15 protein-coding genes are annotated in these 16180 nt (G+C 70.8%); 9 read left to right on the forward strand and 6 right to left on the reverse strand.

Annotated features, from left to right (window positions below; genetic code table 11):
• Nucleotides 1-221 precede the first annotated feature (221 nt).
• The 3 genes from OG943_RS37825 to OG943_RS37835 are packed head-to-tail and all read left to right on the forward strand — an operon-like array spanning nt 222 to nt 3952.
• Nucleotides 222-1757, forward strand: a complete 1536-nt coding sequence (locus OG943_RS37825; protein WP_328605711.1) for a hypothetical protein — start codon at nt 222-224, stop codon at nt 1755-1757.
• On the forward strand, nt 1757-3175 hold the full coding sequence (gene wsfD / locus OG943_RS37830; RefSeq protein WP_328605712.1) for a glycan biosynthesis hexose transferase WsfD: 1419 nt from the start codon (nt 1757-1759) through the stop codon (nt 3173-3175). The genes OG943_RS37825 and wsfD overlap by 1 nt, the downstream gene beginning before the upstream one ends.
• Before the next feature lie 33 nt (nt 3176-3208).
• Entirely contained in the window at nt 3209-3952 is a 744-nt protein-coding gene (locus OG943_RS37835) for a lysophospholipid acyltransferase family protein (RefSeq protein WP_328605713.1), read from the forward strand.
• A gap of 183 nt (nt 3953-4135) precedes the next feature.
• Here the strand turns inward: OG943_RS37835 and OG943_RS37840 are convergent, their stop codons facing one another.
• The gene (locus OG943_RS37840) at nt 4136-4951 is read right to left on the reverse strand and encodes an HAD family hydrolase (protein WP_328605714.1); all 816 of its coding nucleotides are present in this window, start codon (nt 4949-4951) and stop codon (nt 4136-4138) included.
• A gap of 78 nt (nt 4952-5029) precedes the next feature.
• Here OG943_RS37840 and OG943_RS37845 point away from each other — a divergent pair, with 78 nt between their 5' ends.
• A complete protein-coding gene (locus OG943_RS37845; RefSeq protein ID WP_328605715.1) occupies nt 5030-5917 on the forward strand; it encodes an LLM class flavin-dependent oxidoreductase in 888 nt (295 codons plus the stop codon).
• Between the two features lie 257 nt (nt 5918-6174).
• On the opposite strand, the gene OG943_RS37850 is transcribed toward OG943_RS37845, so the two are convergent.
• Nucleotides 6175-8187, reverse strand: coding sequence for a DUF6541 family protein (locus OG943_RS37850; RefSeq protein ID WP_328605716.1), 2013 nt, complete (start codon nt 8185-8187; stop codon nt 6175-6177).
• 87 nt (nt 8188-8274) lie between these two features.
• Between OG943_RS37850 and glf the strand changes: the two genes are divergently transcribed.
• The 4 genes from glf (at nt 8275) to OG943_RS37870 (ending at nt 11997) form a co-directional block, all read left to right on the forward strand.
• Entirely contained in the window at nt 8275-9498 is a 1224-nt protein-coding gene (gene glf / locus OG943_RS37855; RefSeq protein WP_328605717.1) for a UDP-galactopyranose mutase, read from the forward strand.
• A 61-nt stretch (nt 9499-9559) separates the two neighbouring features.
• Entirely contained in the window at nt 9560-10054 is a 495-nt protein-coding gene (locus tag OG943_RS37860) for a phosphatase PAP2 family protein (RefSeq protein WP_328605718.1), read from the forward strand.
• Nucleotides 10051-11088, forward strand: coding sequence for a decaprenyl-phosphate phosphoribosyltransferase (locus OG943_RS37865; protein ID WP_328605719.1), 1038 nt, complete (start codon nt 10051-10053; stop codon nt 11086-11088). Before OG943_RS37860 ends, OG943_RS37865 begins: the two co-directional genes overlap by 4 nt.
• 117 nt (nt 11089-11205) lie before the next feature.
• Complete coding sequence (locus OG943_RS37870) at nt 11206-11997, forward strand: hypothetical protein (RefSeq protein ID WP_328605720.1); 792 nt, start codon at nt 11206-11208, stop codon at nt 11995-11997.
• A 627-nt stretch (nt 11998-12624) separates the two neighbouring features.
• Here the strand turns inward: OG943_RS37870 and OG943_RS37875 are convergent.
• The 4 genes from OG943_RS37875 to OG943_RS37890 are packed head-to-tail and all read right to left on the reverse strand — an operon-like array spanning nt 12625 to nt 15705.
• Nucleotides 12625-13365: an ESX secretion-associated protein EspG gene (locus OG943_RS37875; protein ID WP_328605721.1), complete on the reverse strand. Its 741-nt coding sequence runs from the start codon at nt 13363-13365 to the stop codon at nt 12625-12627.
• Complete coding sequence (locus OG943_RS37880) at nt 13362-14672, reverse strand: hypothetical protein (RefSeq protein WP_328605722.1); 1311 nt, start codon at nt 14670-14672, stop codon at nt 13362-13364. Before OG943_RS37880 ends, OG943_RS37875 begins: the two co-directional genes overlap by 4 nt.
• The gene (locus tag OG943_RS37885; RefSeq protein WP_328605723.1) at nt 14669-15304 is read right to left on the reverse strand and encodes a DUF3558 domain-containing protein; all 636 of its coding nucleotides are present in this window, start codon (nt 15302-15304) and stop codon (nt 14669-14671) included. The genes OG943_RS37880 and OG943_RS37885 overlap by 4 nt, the downstream gene beginning before the upstream one ends.
• Complete coding sequence (locus OG943_RS37890; protein ID WP_328605724.1) at nt 15304-15705, reverse strand: hypothetical protein; 402 nt, start codon at nt 15703-15705, stop codon at nt 15304-15306. The genes OG943_RS37885 and OG943_RS37890 overlap by 1 nt, the downstream gene beginning before the upstream one ends.
• Before the next feature lie 182 nt (nt 15706-15887).
• On the opposite strand from OG943_RS37890, the gene OG943_RS37895 reads away from it, so the two are divergent.
• Nucleotides 15888-16133 carry a helix-turn-helix domain-containing protein gene (locus OG943_RS37895; protein ID WP_328605725.1) on the forward strand — a complete coding sequence of 82 codons (246 nt, stop codon included), beginning with the start codon at nt 15888-15890 and terminating at the stop codon, nt 16131-16133.
• Nucleotides 16134-16180 lie beyond the last annotated feature (47 nt).

Consider the following 16180-nt stretch of genomic DNA (forward strand, 5'->3'; position numbering starts at 1 on the left):
GAGAGCGGAAGAGAAGGGGGAGCACAGATTAGCGGGCACCCACATACACCCGAACGGCTTATGTCCGCGGAGCGTAATACCGCGATTGACTGGACTCGGTGAGGTGATCGTCGAGGGGCGTGTTTTCCGGCGAATCTCTCACGGGGTAGTCGCTGTGGCGGTGCACGGCGAACGGCGGCCGGACGGGGACGGCCGCGGCGGGGTGAGGCGAGGGGGATCGGGTGGGCTACGCGGTCGTGGCGTGCTGGCTGCTGCTGGCCGCGCTGGTCGTCGCCACCTGGGCCCGGATCGCCGCCGACCGCCGCTGGCGCGGGTTCGTGCTGGTGCTCACCCTGGGCTTTTCCTTGGTGCACCAGCTGGTGTTCGCCACCGTGACCGACGCCGCGCTCGTCACCTTCCGGTACGCGCAGAACATCGCGGACGGCAACGGGCCGGTGTTCAATCCCGGTGACCGGTCCGAGGGGTACGCGAATTTCCTCTGGCTCGTGGTGGTCTCACTGCCGAAAGCCGCATTCGGCGCGGATATCGCGACTTCCGCGGTTGTCCTCGGGGTCGTCTCGGCGTTCGGCTGTGTTCTCGTCTCGTACTTCCTGGTGAATCGCGTCACCACGCTCGCGCTGCCCGAAGGCGGGGAGCGGCGCCCGGCGGTCGGCGTCGCCGCCGCGGTGCTGACGGCGGGCGCGAGCGGCCTCGCGGTGTACGGGCCCTCCGGCACCGAGACGCCGTTGTTCGTGCTGCTGGTCCTCGCCGTCGCGTACGCGCTCGTCGCGTCCCGGCCGGTGGTGGCGGGCGTGCTCGTGGCGGCCGCGGTGATGACCCGGCCGGAGGGGGTGGTGCCGGCCGTCGTGGCCGGGGTCTGGCTCGTCGTGGCCGCCGCGCGCGGCCGCCACACCTGGTGGGCGCCGGTCGGGTACGGGCTGGGCGCGCTGGTGTTCCTGGTGCCGTGGACGGCGTGGCGCGCCACCTTCTACCACCACTTCCTGCCCAACCGGGCGCTGCGCCCGCATGGCCCGGACTGGTCGTACCTGGCCGGGTTTTCCTTGGCGCACCTGGGTTTCCTGGCGATCGGCCTGGCCGCGGTCGTGACGCTGGCGGCCTGTCGCACCCACGGCCGCGCGGCGGAAGCGCGGGCGGCGCTGTGGCTGCTGTTCGCGCTCGTGGCCGGGCTGACGGCGTTCGTGGCCATTCTGGACGATGACCAGGGGACGTCGTGGCGGCTGCTCACGCCGGTGCCGCCGCTGCTGGCCGTCGCGGCGGTCGGGACGTACGGCGCGCTCACGGCCGCGAACCCGTCGCCGCGGCCGCGGACCGTCTCCCGGCTGGTGCCGGTGGCGGCCGCCGCGTTGACCGGCTTGGCCGTGCTGGCGTCGCTGCTCAGCCCGGACCTGCTCGCCCGGGTGCGCGACTGGCGCACGCACAGCGCGCAGCTCGCCGAGGTCGGCGAGTGGCTGGGCGACTACCTGCCGGCGGGTTCCGTGGTGAGCGCGGCGTCGCCGGGCGCGATCGCGAGCCGCGTGGGCTCGCAGCTGCTGGTGATCGGCGCCGGCGCCAAGCGCGCGACGGTCGCCGTGCCGGACGGAGACGGCTACGCCCAGCGACAGGACTGCGCCGCCGGCCCGGACTCGTCGCCGGCCGCGACGTTCCGCCGCATCGGCACGCCGTTCTGGATCACCGTGTACCCGCGCGCCGACGAGGCGGGCCGGCTCATCGACGACCTCGACCGGGCGCCGGGCTTCCAGTACGTATCCTGCCCGTGATGACGACCGTGGCCGAGAGGGTGAGGACGCGTCCGTCCTCGGCCCTCGGGTACGGCGTGTTCGGCGCGTCGCTGGTCGCGCTGCTCGTCCGGTTCCTCGTGCCGCGGCCGGTGTCCATGTCCGACAACGGTGACGGCTTCCGCGTGCTGTGCGGCGCCGGGATCACCTGGAAGAGCCTGCCGCAGCCGTACATCCGGCTCGAGTACGCGGCGACGCCTGGTGGCTGCGAACCGAGCTACCAGCTGAGCCAGAGCTGGCTCGCGCACCTGGCCGTCGACGCCGGGAACCTGTTCGGGCTGCACTCGGCGCTCAGCCTGGTGGTGCTGGGCGTGCTGGGCTGTGTGGTCGCGGCGGCGGCCGTGACGCTGGTCGTGCTCGGCCTGCCGTACGGCCCGCGCGTCCGCCTGCTCGTGGCGCTCGGGCTGCTGCTGGTGGTCGCGGACTCGGCGTTCTTCGGTTATTTCTCCTCGATCCTCGGCGAGGGCACGGCGTTCCTGGGACTGCTGCTGGCCGTGGGCGGGCTGCTGCTCACCGCGCGTCCCGGCTGGTGGGGCCACGCGGGACTGGCCGTGACGGCCGTCGGCGGGCTGGTGGCGGTGAACGCCAAGGTGCAGACGCTGATGATCCTGCCGCTGCTGGCCGTCGCCGTGCTGCTGGTCCGGCCCGGCACCCGAAGACGGTGGCTGCCGGGGCTGCTCGTCGTCGCCGCGCTGGCCGGCGGGACGTGGTGGGCGCAGACCAGCGTCGACCCGGCCCCCGCGCCGGACGGCACCTGGTCCTCGGTCCCGGGCGGGGACTCCCGCGAGATCAACATGGTCAACACCATCTTCCTGAACATCGTGGACGGCAGGCACGACACGGCCGCCGACCTCGCGGAGCTGGGCCTGCCCTCGTCGTTCGCGCAGTACGCGGGCAACGGCTGGTGGGGCCCGCACCCGGTCATCTCGGACCCGCTGTACCCGCGGTACCGGGACCGGATGAGCCGCCGGAACGCCGTCACCTTCTTCGCCACCCACCCGTCCCGCACGCTGGCGGTGCTGAACCGCGCGGCGGGCGACCTGCTGGCCGCGCGGCCGGACTACCTGGGCAGCTTCACGGCGTCGGCGGGCTTCGCGCCGCACGCGCAGGAGTACCGCGTGCCGGTCGTCTCGGGCCTGACCGGGCTGCTCGCGCCGTTCGGCCTGTTCGCCCTCGTCCCGCTCTGGCTGTTCGTCGCCTGGCGCGGCTGGCGGCACCGCCGCACGGCGCTGGGCGTGGTGCTGGGCCTGCTGCTGACCGTCGCGCTGGGGCAGTTCGTCCTCGCGGCCCTCGGCGACGGCATCGAAAACATCAAGCACCAGGCAGTCGCGCTGTTCGCCACGCTCATCGCGCTGGTGCTGGCCGGAGTGGTGTGGCACCCAAAACCTACGCAAGCGTAGGTTTTGCCGGTCCGGCTCCCGTAGCCTGGTTTCATGGCTGACCTCGTGTACCCGCCCGTGCTCGTCGCGGCCCAGTTGATGTTCCGGCTGCTGGACAACCGCATCCGGATCGAGGGCGCGGAACACGTGCCGTCGACCGGTGGCGCGGTGATCGCGTGCACCCACGTCAGCTATCTGGACTTCATCTACTGCGGCCTCGGCGCGCGCCCGTCGAAGCGGCTGGTGCGGTTCATGGCGAAGAAGGAGATCTTCTCCCACGGCGTCGGCGGGCCGCTGATGCGCGGGATGCACCACATCCCCGTCGACCGCGCCGCCGGCCAGGCCTCCTACGACGAGGCGGTCAAACGGCTGCGCGCGGGCGAGGTCGTCGGTGTCTTCCCGGAGGCGACGATCAGCCGGTCGTTCACCGTGAAGGACATCAAGACGGGCGCCGCGCGCATGGCCGCCGAGGCCGGTGTGCCGGTGATCCCGATGGCGCTGTGGGGCACGCAGCGGCTGTGGACCAAGGGCCACCCGAAGGACCTGACCCACCGCCACGTGCCCATCTCGATCGTCATGGGCGCCCCGATGCACCCGGCCGCCGACGACGACTTCGAGGTGCTGACCAAGGACCTGCGCGCCCGGATGTCCGAGCTGCTCGACCAGGCCCAGGCGTCCTACCCGGACAGCCCCACCGCCGACGACGACCGCTGGTGGCTGCCCGCCCACCTCGGCGGCACCGCCCCCACCCCGGAGGCCGCCGCGGACCTGGACCGCCGCCCGGCCGAGCGCGACTGACCCTCGCCGCTCCCCCCGCCGCAGGCCCTGAAGGCCACCTTCAGGGTCGGATACGCCCTCATGGTGGCCTTCAGGGACCAGCATGCCCTCATGGTGGCCTTCAGGGACCAGCATGCCCTCATGGTGGCCTTCAGGGACCAGCATGCCCTCATGGTGGCCTTCAGGGACTCAGCGACGGGCGGGTCAGAACCAGCGTTCCAGGACCTCGGCCACGCCGTCCTCACCGGCCGGCCCGGTCACCTCGTCCGCGACCTCCAGCACGGCCGGGTGGCCGTTCGCCATCGCGACGCCGTGGCCGGCCCATTCGAGCATCTCGACGTCGTTCGGCATGTCGCCGAAGGCGATGACCTGGTCCGCGGTCACCGAGAAGCGCTCGGCGACTTCCGCGAGCCCGGTGGCCTTCGTGACCCCGTGGGCGGACACCTCGATCAGGCCGCCGGACGAGGAGTACGTCACGTCCACCGCGTTGCCGAAGACCGCGCGCGCCGCCTGGGCCATCTCCTCCGAGCGCATGCCGCGGTGGCTGATCAGGAGCTTGATCGCGGTGTGGCCGAGCACTTCGGCGCGCATGGTCGTGCGGCCTTCGCCGTCGCCCCACGGGTTGTGGTACTCGGGCTCGATCACGAAGTTGCGCATGTCGTGGTCGACCTCGCCGGTGCCGATGCGCTCGGCCGCCAGCCGGCAGCCGGGCAGGGCCTTCTCGAGGGCGCTCGCGAGGTCGTGCAGCAGCTCCGGGGCCAGCTCGCCGTGCACGGCGGTCACCTTGTCGGCGCCGATGTCGAGCAGCACGGCGCCGTTCGCGCACACCGCGTAGCCGGTCAGCCCCAGCGGCCGGGCGATCGGCGCGATCCAGCGCGGCGGCCGGCCGGTGCACAGGACGAACGGCACGTCGTCGTCCTGAATCCGCCGCACCACCGCGACGGTGCGGTCGGAGACGATCTCGGTCGGGCCGAGCAGGGTGCCGTCGACGTCGGAAGCGATAAGGCGGGGTTTGTCCACTCGGCCATTGTCCCCGAACGGGGCGCGGGCGCCGCCCGTTCGAACGAATGTCGGTGGTGGGCGCTACCGTCCACCCTCGTGCGAGCAGGCATCGTGATCCTTCCGGAAGATCGTTGGTGGGCGGCCGAGCCGAAATGGCGGGCCGCCGAGGAGTACGGCTTCGACCACGCGTGGACGTACGACCACTTGGGCTGGCGGTCGCTGGTCGACGGGCCGTGGTTCTCCGCCGTGCCCACGTTGACGGCGGCGGCGATGGTGACGTCGCGCATCCGCCTCGGCACCTTCGTGGCGTCCCCGGTCGCGCGGCATCCCGTGCCGTTCGCGCGTGAGCTGATCACCCTCGACGACGTCTCAGACGGCCGTTTCGTGCTCGGCGTCGGGGCCGGCGTCGACAGCACCAACTACGACGCCCAGGTCCTCGACGCCCCCGACCTCACGCCGCGGCAGCGCGCCGACCGCTTCACCGAGTTCGTCGAATCACTCGACGGCCTGCTGATGACCGACCGGTTCGACTTCGAGGGCGAGTACTACACCGCGAAGGCCGCGCGGAACCTGCCCGGCACGGTGCAGCGGCCGCGGCTGCCGTTTGTCGTCGCCGCGAACGGCCCGCGCACCATGACGCTCGCCGCCCGCTTCGGCGCCGGCTGGGCCACCACCGGCCGCGGCGGCACCACGCTGGACGAGTGGTGGCAGGGCATCGCCGAGCTGTGCCGCGTCTTCGACGAGCGCCTCGACGCCGCCGGCCGCGAGCGCGCGAGCATCCATCGGTACCTGAGCCTCGACGCCGCGCCGGTGTTCTCGCTGAGCAGCCTCGACGCGTTCCGCGACGCCGTGGACCGCGCCGCCGCACTGGGCTTCACCGACGTCATCGTGCACTGGCCCCGCTCCAGCGGCCCGTACGAGGGCCGGGAGTCCGTGCTGGAGAAGGTCGTCGAGGACGTCCTGCCCACCCTCCCCGAGGCCTGAGCCGTCTCTCGGGCTGGGCCGATCGGGTGACATTCGCGCGGCCGGGAAACCGATTTCCGGCATGAGGCGTCGAGAGTTTCGAGAAGAAGAGGGGGAGCCGGCTGGGGGCCGGCCTTCTCTCCCGGAGAACCCCGGGGGGTCGGGGGACGGGAGATCCTCGTGGTCGCAGTCGGGGAGCTGCGGCCACGAGGCTCCTGGACTCGAGGTCTGGGGACTCGAGGCTCTGGGGGACTTGAGGCTCTGGGGACTTGCCGCCGCTACTTGACGATCGTGTAGATCGCGGCGCCCGGGTTGCGGTAGTCGAGTTTCAGGAAGTCCAGCCCGTCGAGCCCGCGCAGGCCGGGGGCGATGGGCGTGTCCTTGCGGATCGTGCCGCTGCCGATCAGGACGTGGTGCACGTCGAGCCGGTGGACGGCGTCGCGCACGCGCGGGTCGGTGTCGTAGTCGCGGAAGTGCAGGGCCAGGTAGACGGCGTCGGGGTCGACATGGCCGCCGCCGTCGTAGTGGCCGGCGACGGGGTGGACGCCGGCGATGGCGTACATCCAGGCGGTGCCGTCCATCCGGTCGTTCAGCACCTTCTCCTGCGCCGGGATCCCCATGGCGCCCAGCCGTTCCATGGCCGTGATCTCGTTCGCGCTCACCGGCGGCGTGACCTCGCCCTCGGGGCCGTTGTAGTACAGGAACGAGACGGCCGTCGCGTTCGCCGTGCGGTAGAAGCCGCCGGTCAGCACGGCCGTCGCGACGACCACCAGCACCGCCGTGCCCACGCCGACGCGCGCCAGCACCCGTGGCCGCGACTGCGCCCAGGCGCCGCTGCCGGCCAGCCGCGCGAACCAGCGTTGCAGCTCCGCCATGCCGTGCCCGGCGAGCAGGCACAGCGGGATCGCGGCCAGCGCCATCAGCCGGTAGCGGTCGTTCCACCACGGCCGGGACAGCGAGATCACCCACGGCAGGTAGCCGTAGCAGGTCACCAGCACGAAAAACGCCGAAAGGCCGAGCGCCGAGAGCAGCACCCAGCGCATCCGGCCGAGCGTGAAGAAACTCAGCGCGCCCACCGCGAGCAGCACCGTCAGCCAGATCTGCGGACGGCTCAGCACCTGCTGGAACGTCACGAGCAGCTTCAGCGCGAGCGGGACCGACAGGTCCGAGTTCCACGCCTGGTACGGGTACGAGCCCGCCGTGAAGCCGATCGCGCCGAGGATCTGCGGCGCCGCCAGCACACCGCTGACGAGCATCACCGGGACCATCCGCAGCACGTCGCCGCCGATCACGCGCCACGCGGGCCGCCCGTCCGGGACGCCGTCGACGGCCTTGCGCCGCAGCGACCGGTACCAGCGCTGGACGATCACCGGCAGCGCGAACAGCACGGCGCCGAACAGCGCGCTCGAGTGCGCCGCCAGCAGCCCCACCGAGGCCAGCGCCACGATCAGCCCGGTGTCGACGCCCGGCCGCACCAGGAACCGCTGCAGCGCGACCACCGCCAGCGGCGTCAGCACGATGCCCAGCGCGTACGGCAGCAGGCCGCTCGAAACCGACTCGTACGCGCCTGTGGTGGCGCCCGCCGCGACCAGCGCCGTGCAGCCCGCGTACACCGCGCGCCCGCCCAGCTGGCGGATCAGCGCGACCATCGCCAGCGCGAAGATGCCCGCGACCGGCATCGTGATGGCGTTCAGCGTGACCGGGACGCTCGTGCCCGAGATCTCGTACACCAGCGCGCCGACCAGGTGGTAGCCGTTCGGGTAGAACGAGCCGTCCGGGTACCAGTTGATCTTGCCCATGCCCATCAGCGAGCCGTCGCCGGTGTCGGCGATGTAGCGGATGCCGTTCGCGTGGAACACGGTGTCCCAGCGCTGGAACACCGCCGTCGTCCCGCCGCGCGCGGAGAGCACCACGGCGATCGAAAGCCCGACCGCGACGACCACGCAGGCCGCCACCGCCCAGTGCGCCCGCCGCGTCCACCGCACCGGCGGCTCCTCAGCGCCGGGCTTCAGCCAGCCGCGGGCGATGCACAGCCGCCGCGAGCCGTACGCGAGGCCGGCGAACAGCAGCGTGCAGGCGGCCGCCGTCAGCACGTTGTACGGCAGGCCCACGATGCCGAGCCACGGCCCGGCGAGACCGGTGACGGCGTAGCTCAGCAGCGGGGCCAGCCCGGCCAGCGCCCAGCCGCGGACGCCGGCGGCCCGGCCGATCAGGCCGCCCGGCACCGCGAGCACGGCCAGGTAGGTCAGGACCGCGCTGAAATAGCTCCAGAAGGTGTCCGGTGCAGGCATGCTTCCCAGGTCTGTCGGAGGTGAACTGCCGGTGAAGGCTGAGGTCGGTGCGGGCCACGGCTCGGGGGCTGCGTACCCTGGGCGCCCGTGAGCGAGCACACGAACCCCGCCAAGATTACTGAAGACGACTTCGCCGGTTACGACCTCGTCGTCGTCGGGTCCGGTTTCTTCGGGCTGACCGTCGCCGAGAGGGCCGCTGCCGAGCTCGGCAAGAAGGTCCTCGTGCTCGAGCGGCGGAGCCACCTCGGCGGAAACGCCTACTCGGAGCCGGAGCCCGAGACCGGGATCGAGGTGCACCGTTACGGTGCGCACCTGTTCCACACCTCGAACAAGCGCGTGTGGGAGTACGTCAACCGCTTCACCGAGTTCACCGGCTACCAGCACCGGGTCTTCGCCCGGGTCAAGGACCAGGTCTACTCGTTCCCGATGAACCTGGGCCTGATCAACCAGTTCTTCGGCAAGTCGCACACGCCGGACGAGGCGCGCGAGCTGATCGCCAAGCAGTCGTCCGAGTTCGAGACCGCGAGCGCGCAGAACCTCGAAGAGAAGGCGATCTCGCTGATCGGCCGCCCGCTGTACGAGGCGTTCATCCGCGGCTACACCGCGAAGCAGTGGGAGAACGACCCCAAGAACCTGGGCGAGAACATCATCACCCGCCTGCCGGTTCGCTACACGTTCGACAACCGGTACTTCAACGACACCTACGAGGGGCTGCCCGTCAACGGGTACACCGCGTGGCTCGAGAAGATGGCCGACCACGAGAACATCGAGATCCGGCTGAACGTCGACTACTTCGACGTGCGCCAGCACATCCCGGCGGGCACGCCGACCGTCTACACCGGTCCGCTGGACCGCTACTTCGACTACTCCGCGGGCCGGTTCACCTGGCGCACCGTGGACTTCGAGTCCGAGGTCGCGGAGACCGGTGACTTCCAGGGCACCTCGGTCGTCAACTACAACGACCAGGAAGTCCCGTACACCCGCATCATCGAGTTCCGCCACTTCCACCCGGAGCGGGACTACCCGAAGGACAAGACGGTCATCTTCCGTGAGTTCTCCCGCTTCGCCGGGGAGAACGACGAGCCGTACTACCCGATCAACACGCCGGAGAACCGCGAGAAGCTCGAGGCTTACCGCGAGCTGGCCAAGACCGAGGCGCGCGAGCACAACGTGCTGTTCGGCGGCCGTCTTGGCACGTACAAGTACCTCGACATGCACATGGCGATCGGTTCGGCGCTGTCGGCGTTCGACAACAAGATCGGCCCGCACCTCACTGACGGCGCGCCGCTGGATGGGTCGATCGATGCTTGAGACCGCTGAGACCCTCGTGAGTGGCGATGCCGGTTCTAACCGTCATGAACACTCACGAGGCATGGGTGAGGTCGCGGTCCTGTCGAAGGCCCAGGCGTTCCTGAAGAAGCCGGGCGCGGTGAAGGCTGCGCGCGGCATGTCGCACTTCGGCGAGCACGCGATCGGCTGGTTCGCGATCGGCCTGGTCGGCGCCGTTGCCGACAAGGAGCGGCGCAAGGACTGGCTGATCGCGTCGGCCGGCGTGGTGGGCGCGCACGCCGCGTCGATCGCGGTGAAACGGGTGGTCCGCCGCCCGCGCCCGGACCACCCGAGCGTCGAGGTGCTGGTGGGCACACCGAGCAAGCTGAGCTTCCCGTCGTCGCACGCGACGTCCACGACGGCGGCGGCGGTGCTCTACTCCGGATTGACCGGGCGTAACCTGGTGCCCGCCCTCGTACCGCCGATGCTGGCCTCGCGGCTGGTCCTCGGCGTCCACTACCCGACCGACGTACTGGCCGGTGCGGCCCTGGGAGGCCTCGTCGGTGGTCTGATCCGACGGAAGCTGAAGAGACGATGAGCGAAACGACCGACGAGCGGACCCCGGACTCCGGCGAGTCCGGGACCGAGTCCGTGGCCGCCAAACCGGCCGAGACCGCCGCGGAGGCCGAGGCCGCCCCAGCCGTCCCGGCCGTGACCGAAGCCGCTGCCGACCCCGCCGCGCCGAAGAAGAGCCCGCTGGGCCTGGTCGGCGGCGTCATCAAGACGGCCCGGCCGCGGCAGTGGGTGAAGAACGTCCTGGTCTTCGCGGCCCCGTTCTTCGCCTTCTCCAAGGCGACCAACCGCACCGAGCTGGTCATCGACGCGCTGATCGCGTTCGTGGCCTTCTCGCTCACGGCCTCGTCGGTCTACCTCATCAACGACGCTGTCGACGTCGAGGCCGACCGCGCCCACCCGACCAAGCGCAACCGGCCCATCGCGGCCGGGATCGTGCCGGTGCCGGTGGCCTACGGCGCGGCGGTGGTGTTCCTCCTGGCCGGCCTGGCCGTGTCGTTCGCGGCGAGCTGGCAGCTGGCCGTGGTGCTGGCGGTGTACGAGGCCGTGCAGATCGCCTACTGCTTCGGGCTCAAGCACCAGCCGGTGGTGGACCTCGCGATCGTCGGCTCGGGCTTCCTGATGCGCTCGATCGCCGGTGGTGTGGCGGGCGGCATCGCGATGTCGCAGTGGTTCCTGCTGGTCACCGCGTTCGGCTCGCTGTTCATGGTGGCGGGCAAGCGGTACGCGGAGATCATGCTGTTCGAGCGGACGGGCGCGAAGATCCGCTCGTCGCTGAAGAAGTACTCGGCGAGCTACCTGCGCTTCGTCTGGGCCACCTCGGCGGCGATCCTGATCATGTCGTACTGCATGTGGGCGTTCGAGATCCGCCAGGTCGAGCACGACTCGGTGTGGGCGGTCGTCTCGATGGTCCCGTTCGTGGTCTCCGTGCTGCGCTACGCCGTCGACGTCGACGGCGGCAAGGCGGGCGAGCCGGAAGAGATCGCCCTGAACGACCGAGTCCTCCAGGTCCTCGGCGCGACTTGGGTCGTGACCCTGTTCCTGTCGTTCTACCTGTGAAAAGCGCGCGGATTTAAACAGCTGGCCTTCAGGCGCAGCACAGACTCGACGGTCATCCTCGGAGGTGGGGGCGGGCAGCACGCCCGTTCCCATCTCAGCCCTCTGAGGAGCCCGAAGATGACCGACCAGGATCCCCACCCCGCCGCGTCACCCGATGACGGCCGACCGGCCCCTGGCGACCAGCCGACCACCCCGAACCCGATCGAGCCGCCCAACGCGGCGGCTGACCAGCCGGGTCCTGCGGAGCAGACCACCGAGCAGACCACGGAGCTGGGCGCGGCCGGATTGCCGGCCGCGGGTGAACAGCCGCAGGTTACGGCCCAGAACCAGCAGCAAGGCGCGGTACCTTCGTCGGCTGGCGCGGGTGCAGTGCCGCCGGGCGCGGTGCCTCCGCAAGGTCAGGCTGCTCCGGGCGCGGTGCCGCCACAAGGCCAAGCTGACGCGGGTGCAGTACCTCCGCAGGGCCAGGCCGGAGCGGGCGCGGTGCCTCCGCAGGGTCAAGCTGGAGCGGGCGCGGTGCCGCCGTACGGCCAGCAGCCGCCACCGGGAGCCGTGCCGTGGGGCGCGGCGCAACCGGCGGGCGCTCGGCAGCCAGGCGGTTTCCGCCGGTTCGCCAGCCACCGGGCGACGCAACTGGTCGCGGTGGGCATCCTCGGCTTGGTGATCGGCGGCGGCGTCGTGGGCGGCGTCATGGCCGCCACCGACCACAACACGAGGCCAGGCATGTCCCGCCTCCGCGACGGCGGCCCCGGCGGCTACCACCGCGGCGGCCAGGGCTTCGGCGGCCAGGGCCCGAACGGCCAAGGTTTCGGCGGCCAAGGCCAGAACGGCCAGAACACCCCGAACAGCCAGAACGGCACCACCGGCTTCGGCACCGACGACAACACCGGCACCGGCGACGGCATCTGACCGGCCCGAACACCGGCACCGGCGATCGCATCTGACCGGCCTGGACTCCAGCACCGGCGGTCGCATCTGACCAGCGCCAGTGCCAGCACCTGGGCACCGGCTTTCGTTCGACCAGCACCAGCACCTCGACACCGGCTTTTATCTGACCAGCGCCAGTACCTGGGTACCGGTGCTGGTCTGACCAGGACCGGCATCGGGACTTGGGGCACCGGCGATCGCACCAGTGCCAGCGCCAGGGCACCGGCTCTCATCTGACCAGAATCAGGACCAGGACCAGGACCAGCATCGGTACCTGGCGCACCGGTGATCGCGCCAGCGCCCGCACCAGGCACCGGCTCTCATCTGACCGGGACCAGCATCAGCACCTGGCGCACAGGTGATCGTGCTAGCGCCAGCACCCGGGCACCGGCACTTACTCGACCAGGACCGGCATCGGCACCTGAGGCACCGGCGATCGCACCAAGGCCAGCACCAAGGCACTGGCGCTTACCTGACCTGGCCTGACCTGACCTGACCTGACCGGCATCGGCACCGGGGCACCGGGGTGCCAGGGCGCGGCAATCGCACCAGTGCCGGCGGCGGTGGCCAACCGAGGTGCGGCCGCGGACTCGGCGGCGGCGCGTCCCGTCAGAGCAGGCCGGCGTGGGTGTCGTTCAGGGTTTTGACCACGGTGCGCGGGGTGCCGGACGTCAGGGTGATGCGGTCGTCCTCGGTCAGGTAGGTCAGGACGCGGCCCTCGTTCGTCAGGTCGAGGGCCGTGATGGGGAGGCTGCGCGAGCGCCGTCCCGACTCGTCGCGGCGGGCGGTGTACAGCTGGTGCACCGCGTCCTGCGGTCGGGACAGGACGTCGTCCAGGTGGTCGCGGTCGCGGTTGTCCGACGGTTCGGCCAGTGGGTCCGGGGGCTCGTCGTCGGGGGTGTGGGGGACGGTGACCGTCCGGATCGGCGCGCCCGCGACGTTCGGCAGCGTGTCGAACAGGCTGGTCGCCGGCCACTTCACGCGCACCGGCCGTACCTCGACCGTCGCGTCGCGGGACAGGACGCACACGCCCTCGTCGTCGCGGAGTGCGATCAGTGACGCGCGTTGGGTCCCGTCGCGCAGGCCGGACCAGGCGTAGAACTCGCGATCCGGGGCGCTGATGACACGGAGCGTGGCGCGCCACAGCGGATTGAGCCGGTCGCGCCGGGCCAGACCGTGCTCGGCGAGCAGCGTGATCGTCTCCTCGTGCAGGTCACGGCGGACGTCGTCGCTCATCCAGTGGTGGATGTCCGTGCCGAGGACCGGGTGCGGATCACCCAGGTCGAGCATGGCCCACGCCGTGGTGAACGCCAGCTTCGGCAGCACGACCGCCCGGTCGAGCACGTTCACCCGCCGATGGTCGGCGGCACGACCGGCAGCCCCGTCACGGGATCGACGGTCCGGCCTTCCTCGCCGAAGAGGGCGTCGGTGTCGAGCACGAACTTGCGCTGGTGCTCGTCGTCCTCCTCTTTTTTGCCACGCCCGCCCGGCGCCATCCCGCCGGGCCCGCCGGTGCCCCGCGCGGCGGCGGTCCGTTCCGCCTCGGTGAGCGCGCCCGCGGAACGGCCCGGGCCGAGCGCCCCGCCGGTCTGCTTTCCCGGCGCGCCACCGGTTTGCTTTCCGGGCGCGCCACCGCGCCCCTCGGCCTCGCCGGCTCCCGCGCCACTGCCCGGACGCCCAGCGCCACTGCCAGGGCTGCCGAATCGGCCGTTGCCGTACGGTCCGACGCCACCGGTGCCGTTGCCGCCCAGCCCATCCGGCCCGCCGAAGATGCCAACTCCGGCGCCGCCGCCTGTCCCGGTCCCGGGGTTGGCGCCGACGTTCCCGGCTCCCGCCCCGCCCGCCCCGGACGACGGCAGCGAGCCCAGCGGTGGCGGGGTGAAGCCCGCCGTGGTGGTTCCGTTCTCACCAGCACCAGCACCAGCACCAGCACCAGCACCAGCACCAGCACCAGCACCGGGTGCGCGGGGACCATTCGCGCCAGGCGCGCCAGGCGTGCCGGCCGCCGGGCCGTCGTGCGGCCGAGCCCCAGCGCCCGCGGGAGCGGGGTCGTGTGGACTCCCCGACGGTCGGCCGTCGGGCCCTCCGGTGTCCGGGGTGGGCGCCAGGCTGACGTCGCCGCCGTCGTAGGTGCCGATCTGGCCGTAGTCGTACTGGAGCCGGCCGGTGTTGGCCTGGGTCTGGCCGACGTAGCCGTTGTAGATGTCGAGGTTGCGCTTCGCGGTGTCGTTGTACGCCGTGACCGAGGACTCCATGTCCTGGTCCCACCAGGCCGCGCCCTGCCCAGGGGCGAGATTCGGCCGCGACGGCATGGGCGTGAGCTGGTTCTTCATGCCCTCGTACAGCGAGGCGGCGTTGCCGATTTCGTTGCCGTTGTGCACAAACGTCTGGTTGGCCGCGACCGCGGACGACCGGATCCGCTGGATCCGCGCGGCCGCCCCGTCCGCGCCCGCCCCGGTCCAGGCGGACTCGAGCCGGCCCAGGATCTGCGTGAGGTCCTGCCCCACGGCGTCCTGGTCCGCGGCGATCCGGTTCGCCGTCCCGACGCCCTCGTGCCAGCTCGCGGAACTCCCGGCGAGCACGGCGCTCACGACGTCCGGCACGGGCACGAGCTGCTGCCCCTGCTTGAGCACCGCGTCCACCTGGTCGAAGCTCACGAGCCGGCCTTCTGCTTCAACGTCGTGACCACGTCATTGGCGGTCTCGGGGGCGATTGTGCAGGCGTCAATCTTGCCTGCTTTCTGATCGCTGAGATCGACGTGTACGTCGATCGAAAGGGTGTCGGTGATGCCAACGCTCACCGCGCAGTAGCTCGGATTGGGTTTCCCGTTGTCGGAGTAGGCCACGGCCGGGAAGCCCTGGATGAGGGGAAGTTCCTTCCAGACCGCCATCTGCGGCCGGGTGTTGGCGTAGTTGCCGCTGAGCCCGGTCTTGGGTTCGGTCACGTAGAACACGGCGATCTGGCCACCGCTCTGCGGATTCGCCCAGGTGCACTTCTGCCCGATGCCGGGCAGGTGATCGGGTTCGCCCGCCACTGTCATGCCGATATTGACCTTGACCTGGTCTGGGGTGAGCGCGTCGCAGGCGCTGCCGGAGAGCACCGTGCTGGGCAACGGGGAGGCGACCTTGGGCGCGCCTGCGTATGGAGGCGTTTGACTCGCCGGTGGTGCGGAGCTTGACGGAGCCTGCGACGCCGGAGAAGGAACCCCAGGCGTGTCCGAGCCCGAGCAGCCCGCAACCAAGAAGACCGCCGAAACGATGACAGCCATGGTGACAGTTCTGGGGGCCATCAAATTCGTCCCTCGGCTTTCTGGCCGACTTCGCTCACTGTGCCGGCTTGCGCTTCGTCGCTCGCTTCGGTCATGCCCAGGGCGGTTTCCAGTCGGACGATCAATTCTGTCACATAGCTCAGCTGAAGATCGATGTGACCGCCGCCGTAGGAGAGGGCGGCGGGTTGTCCAGCTGCATTGACTGTTAGCGCTTGTTGGTAAGTCATTGTGCCGGGATCACCCGACGGCGGCGTGATAGCGCAGAGGGTCACGGCATCGACGTGCATGGCTCTCAACTGTTTCCGCACGTCCTGCAGTCGCTCGACCAGCTGTGTCGCCTCGTCGCGTTGTAGGGCGAAGCCGCCCGAAGGGGGTGCGCCCGAGTCCATGACCGTGAACGAAATGCTGTCCCAAAGGCCCATGTAACCCGTTCTCCCCTTGGCGTTTACAACGGCCGACAGTTAGCACGGTAGCTGATCGGTCACCCTCCGCGTGACCATTCGCAAAGAATGCCCGACAACTAGACATAAAGGCTATAGACACAAATCATCTAGACATTCATTCTCTGGCGTTGAATGACCTGGACACCTGTAATTAATCCACCATGGCGAAAGACCCCCTTTCCGAGGCGACGCGGCTTCTCGGCGTGCGCGTTCGGTCGCGGCGGCAGGAGCTGGGGGTCAGCCAGGAGAAGCTCGCCGACGCCGCCGGGGTGCACTGGACGTTCGTCAGTCAGGTGGAGCGCGGGCTGCGCAACGTGAACCTGCACAACCTGCTCAAGTTCGCCGCCGGCCTCGACATCGACGCCGGTGAGCTGGTCTCCGGGCTGAAGGCGCCGGTCGTCGAGTAGCCGGGCCCCGGTGGGTGCTCCGGTCCGGCCACCGCACAGGTCACGGG

Origin of the sequence: Amycolatopsis sp. NBC_00345, from assembly GCF_036116635.1 — a bacterium.
GTDB lineage: Bacteria > Actinomycetota > Actinomycetes > Mycobacteriales > Pseudonocardiaceae > Amycolatopsis.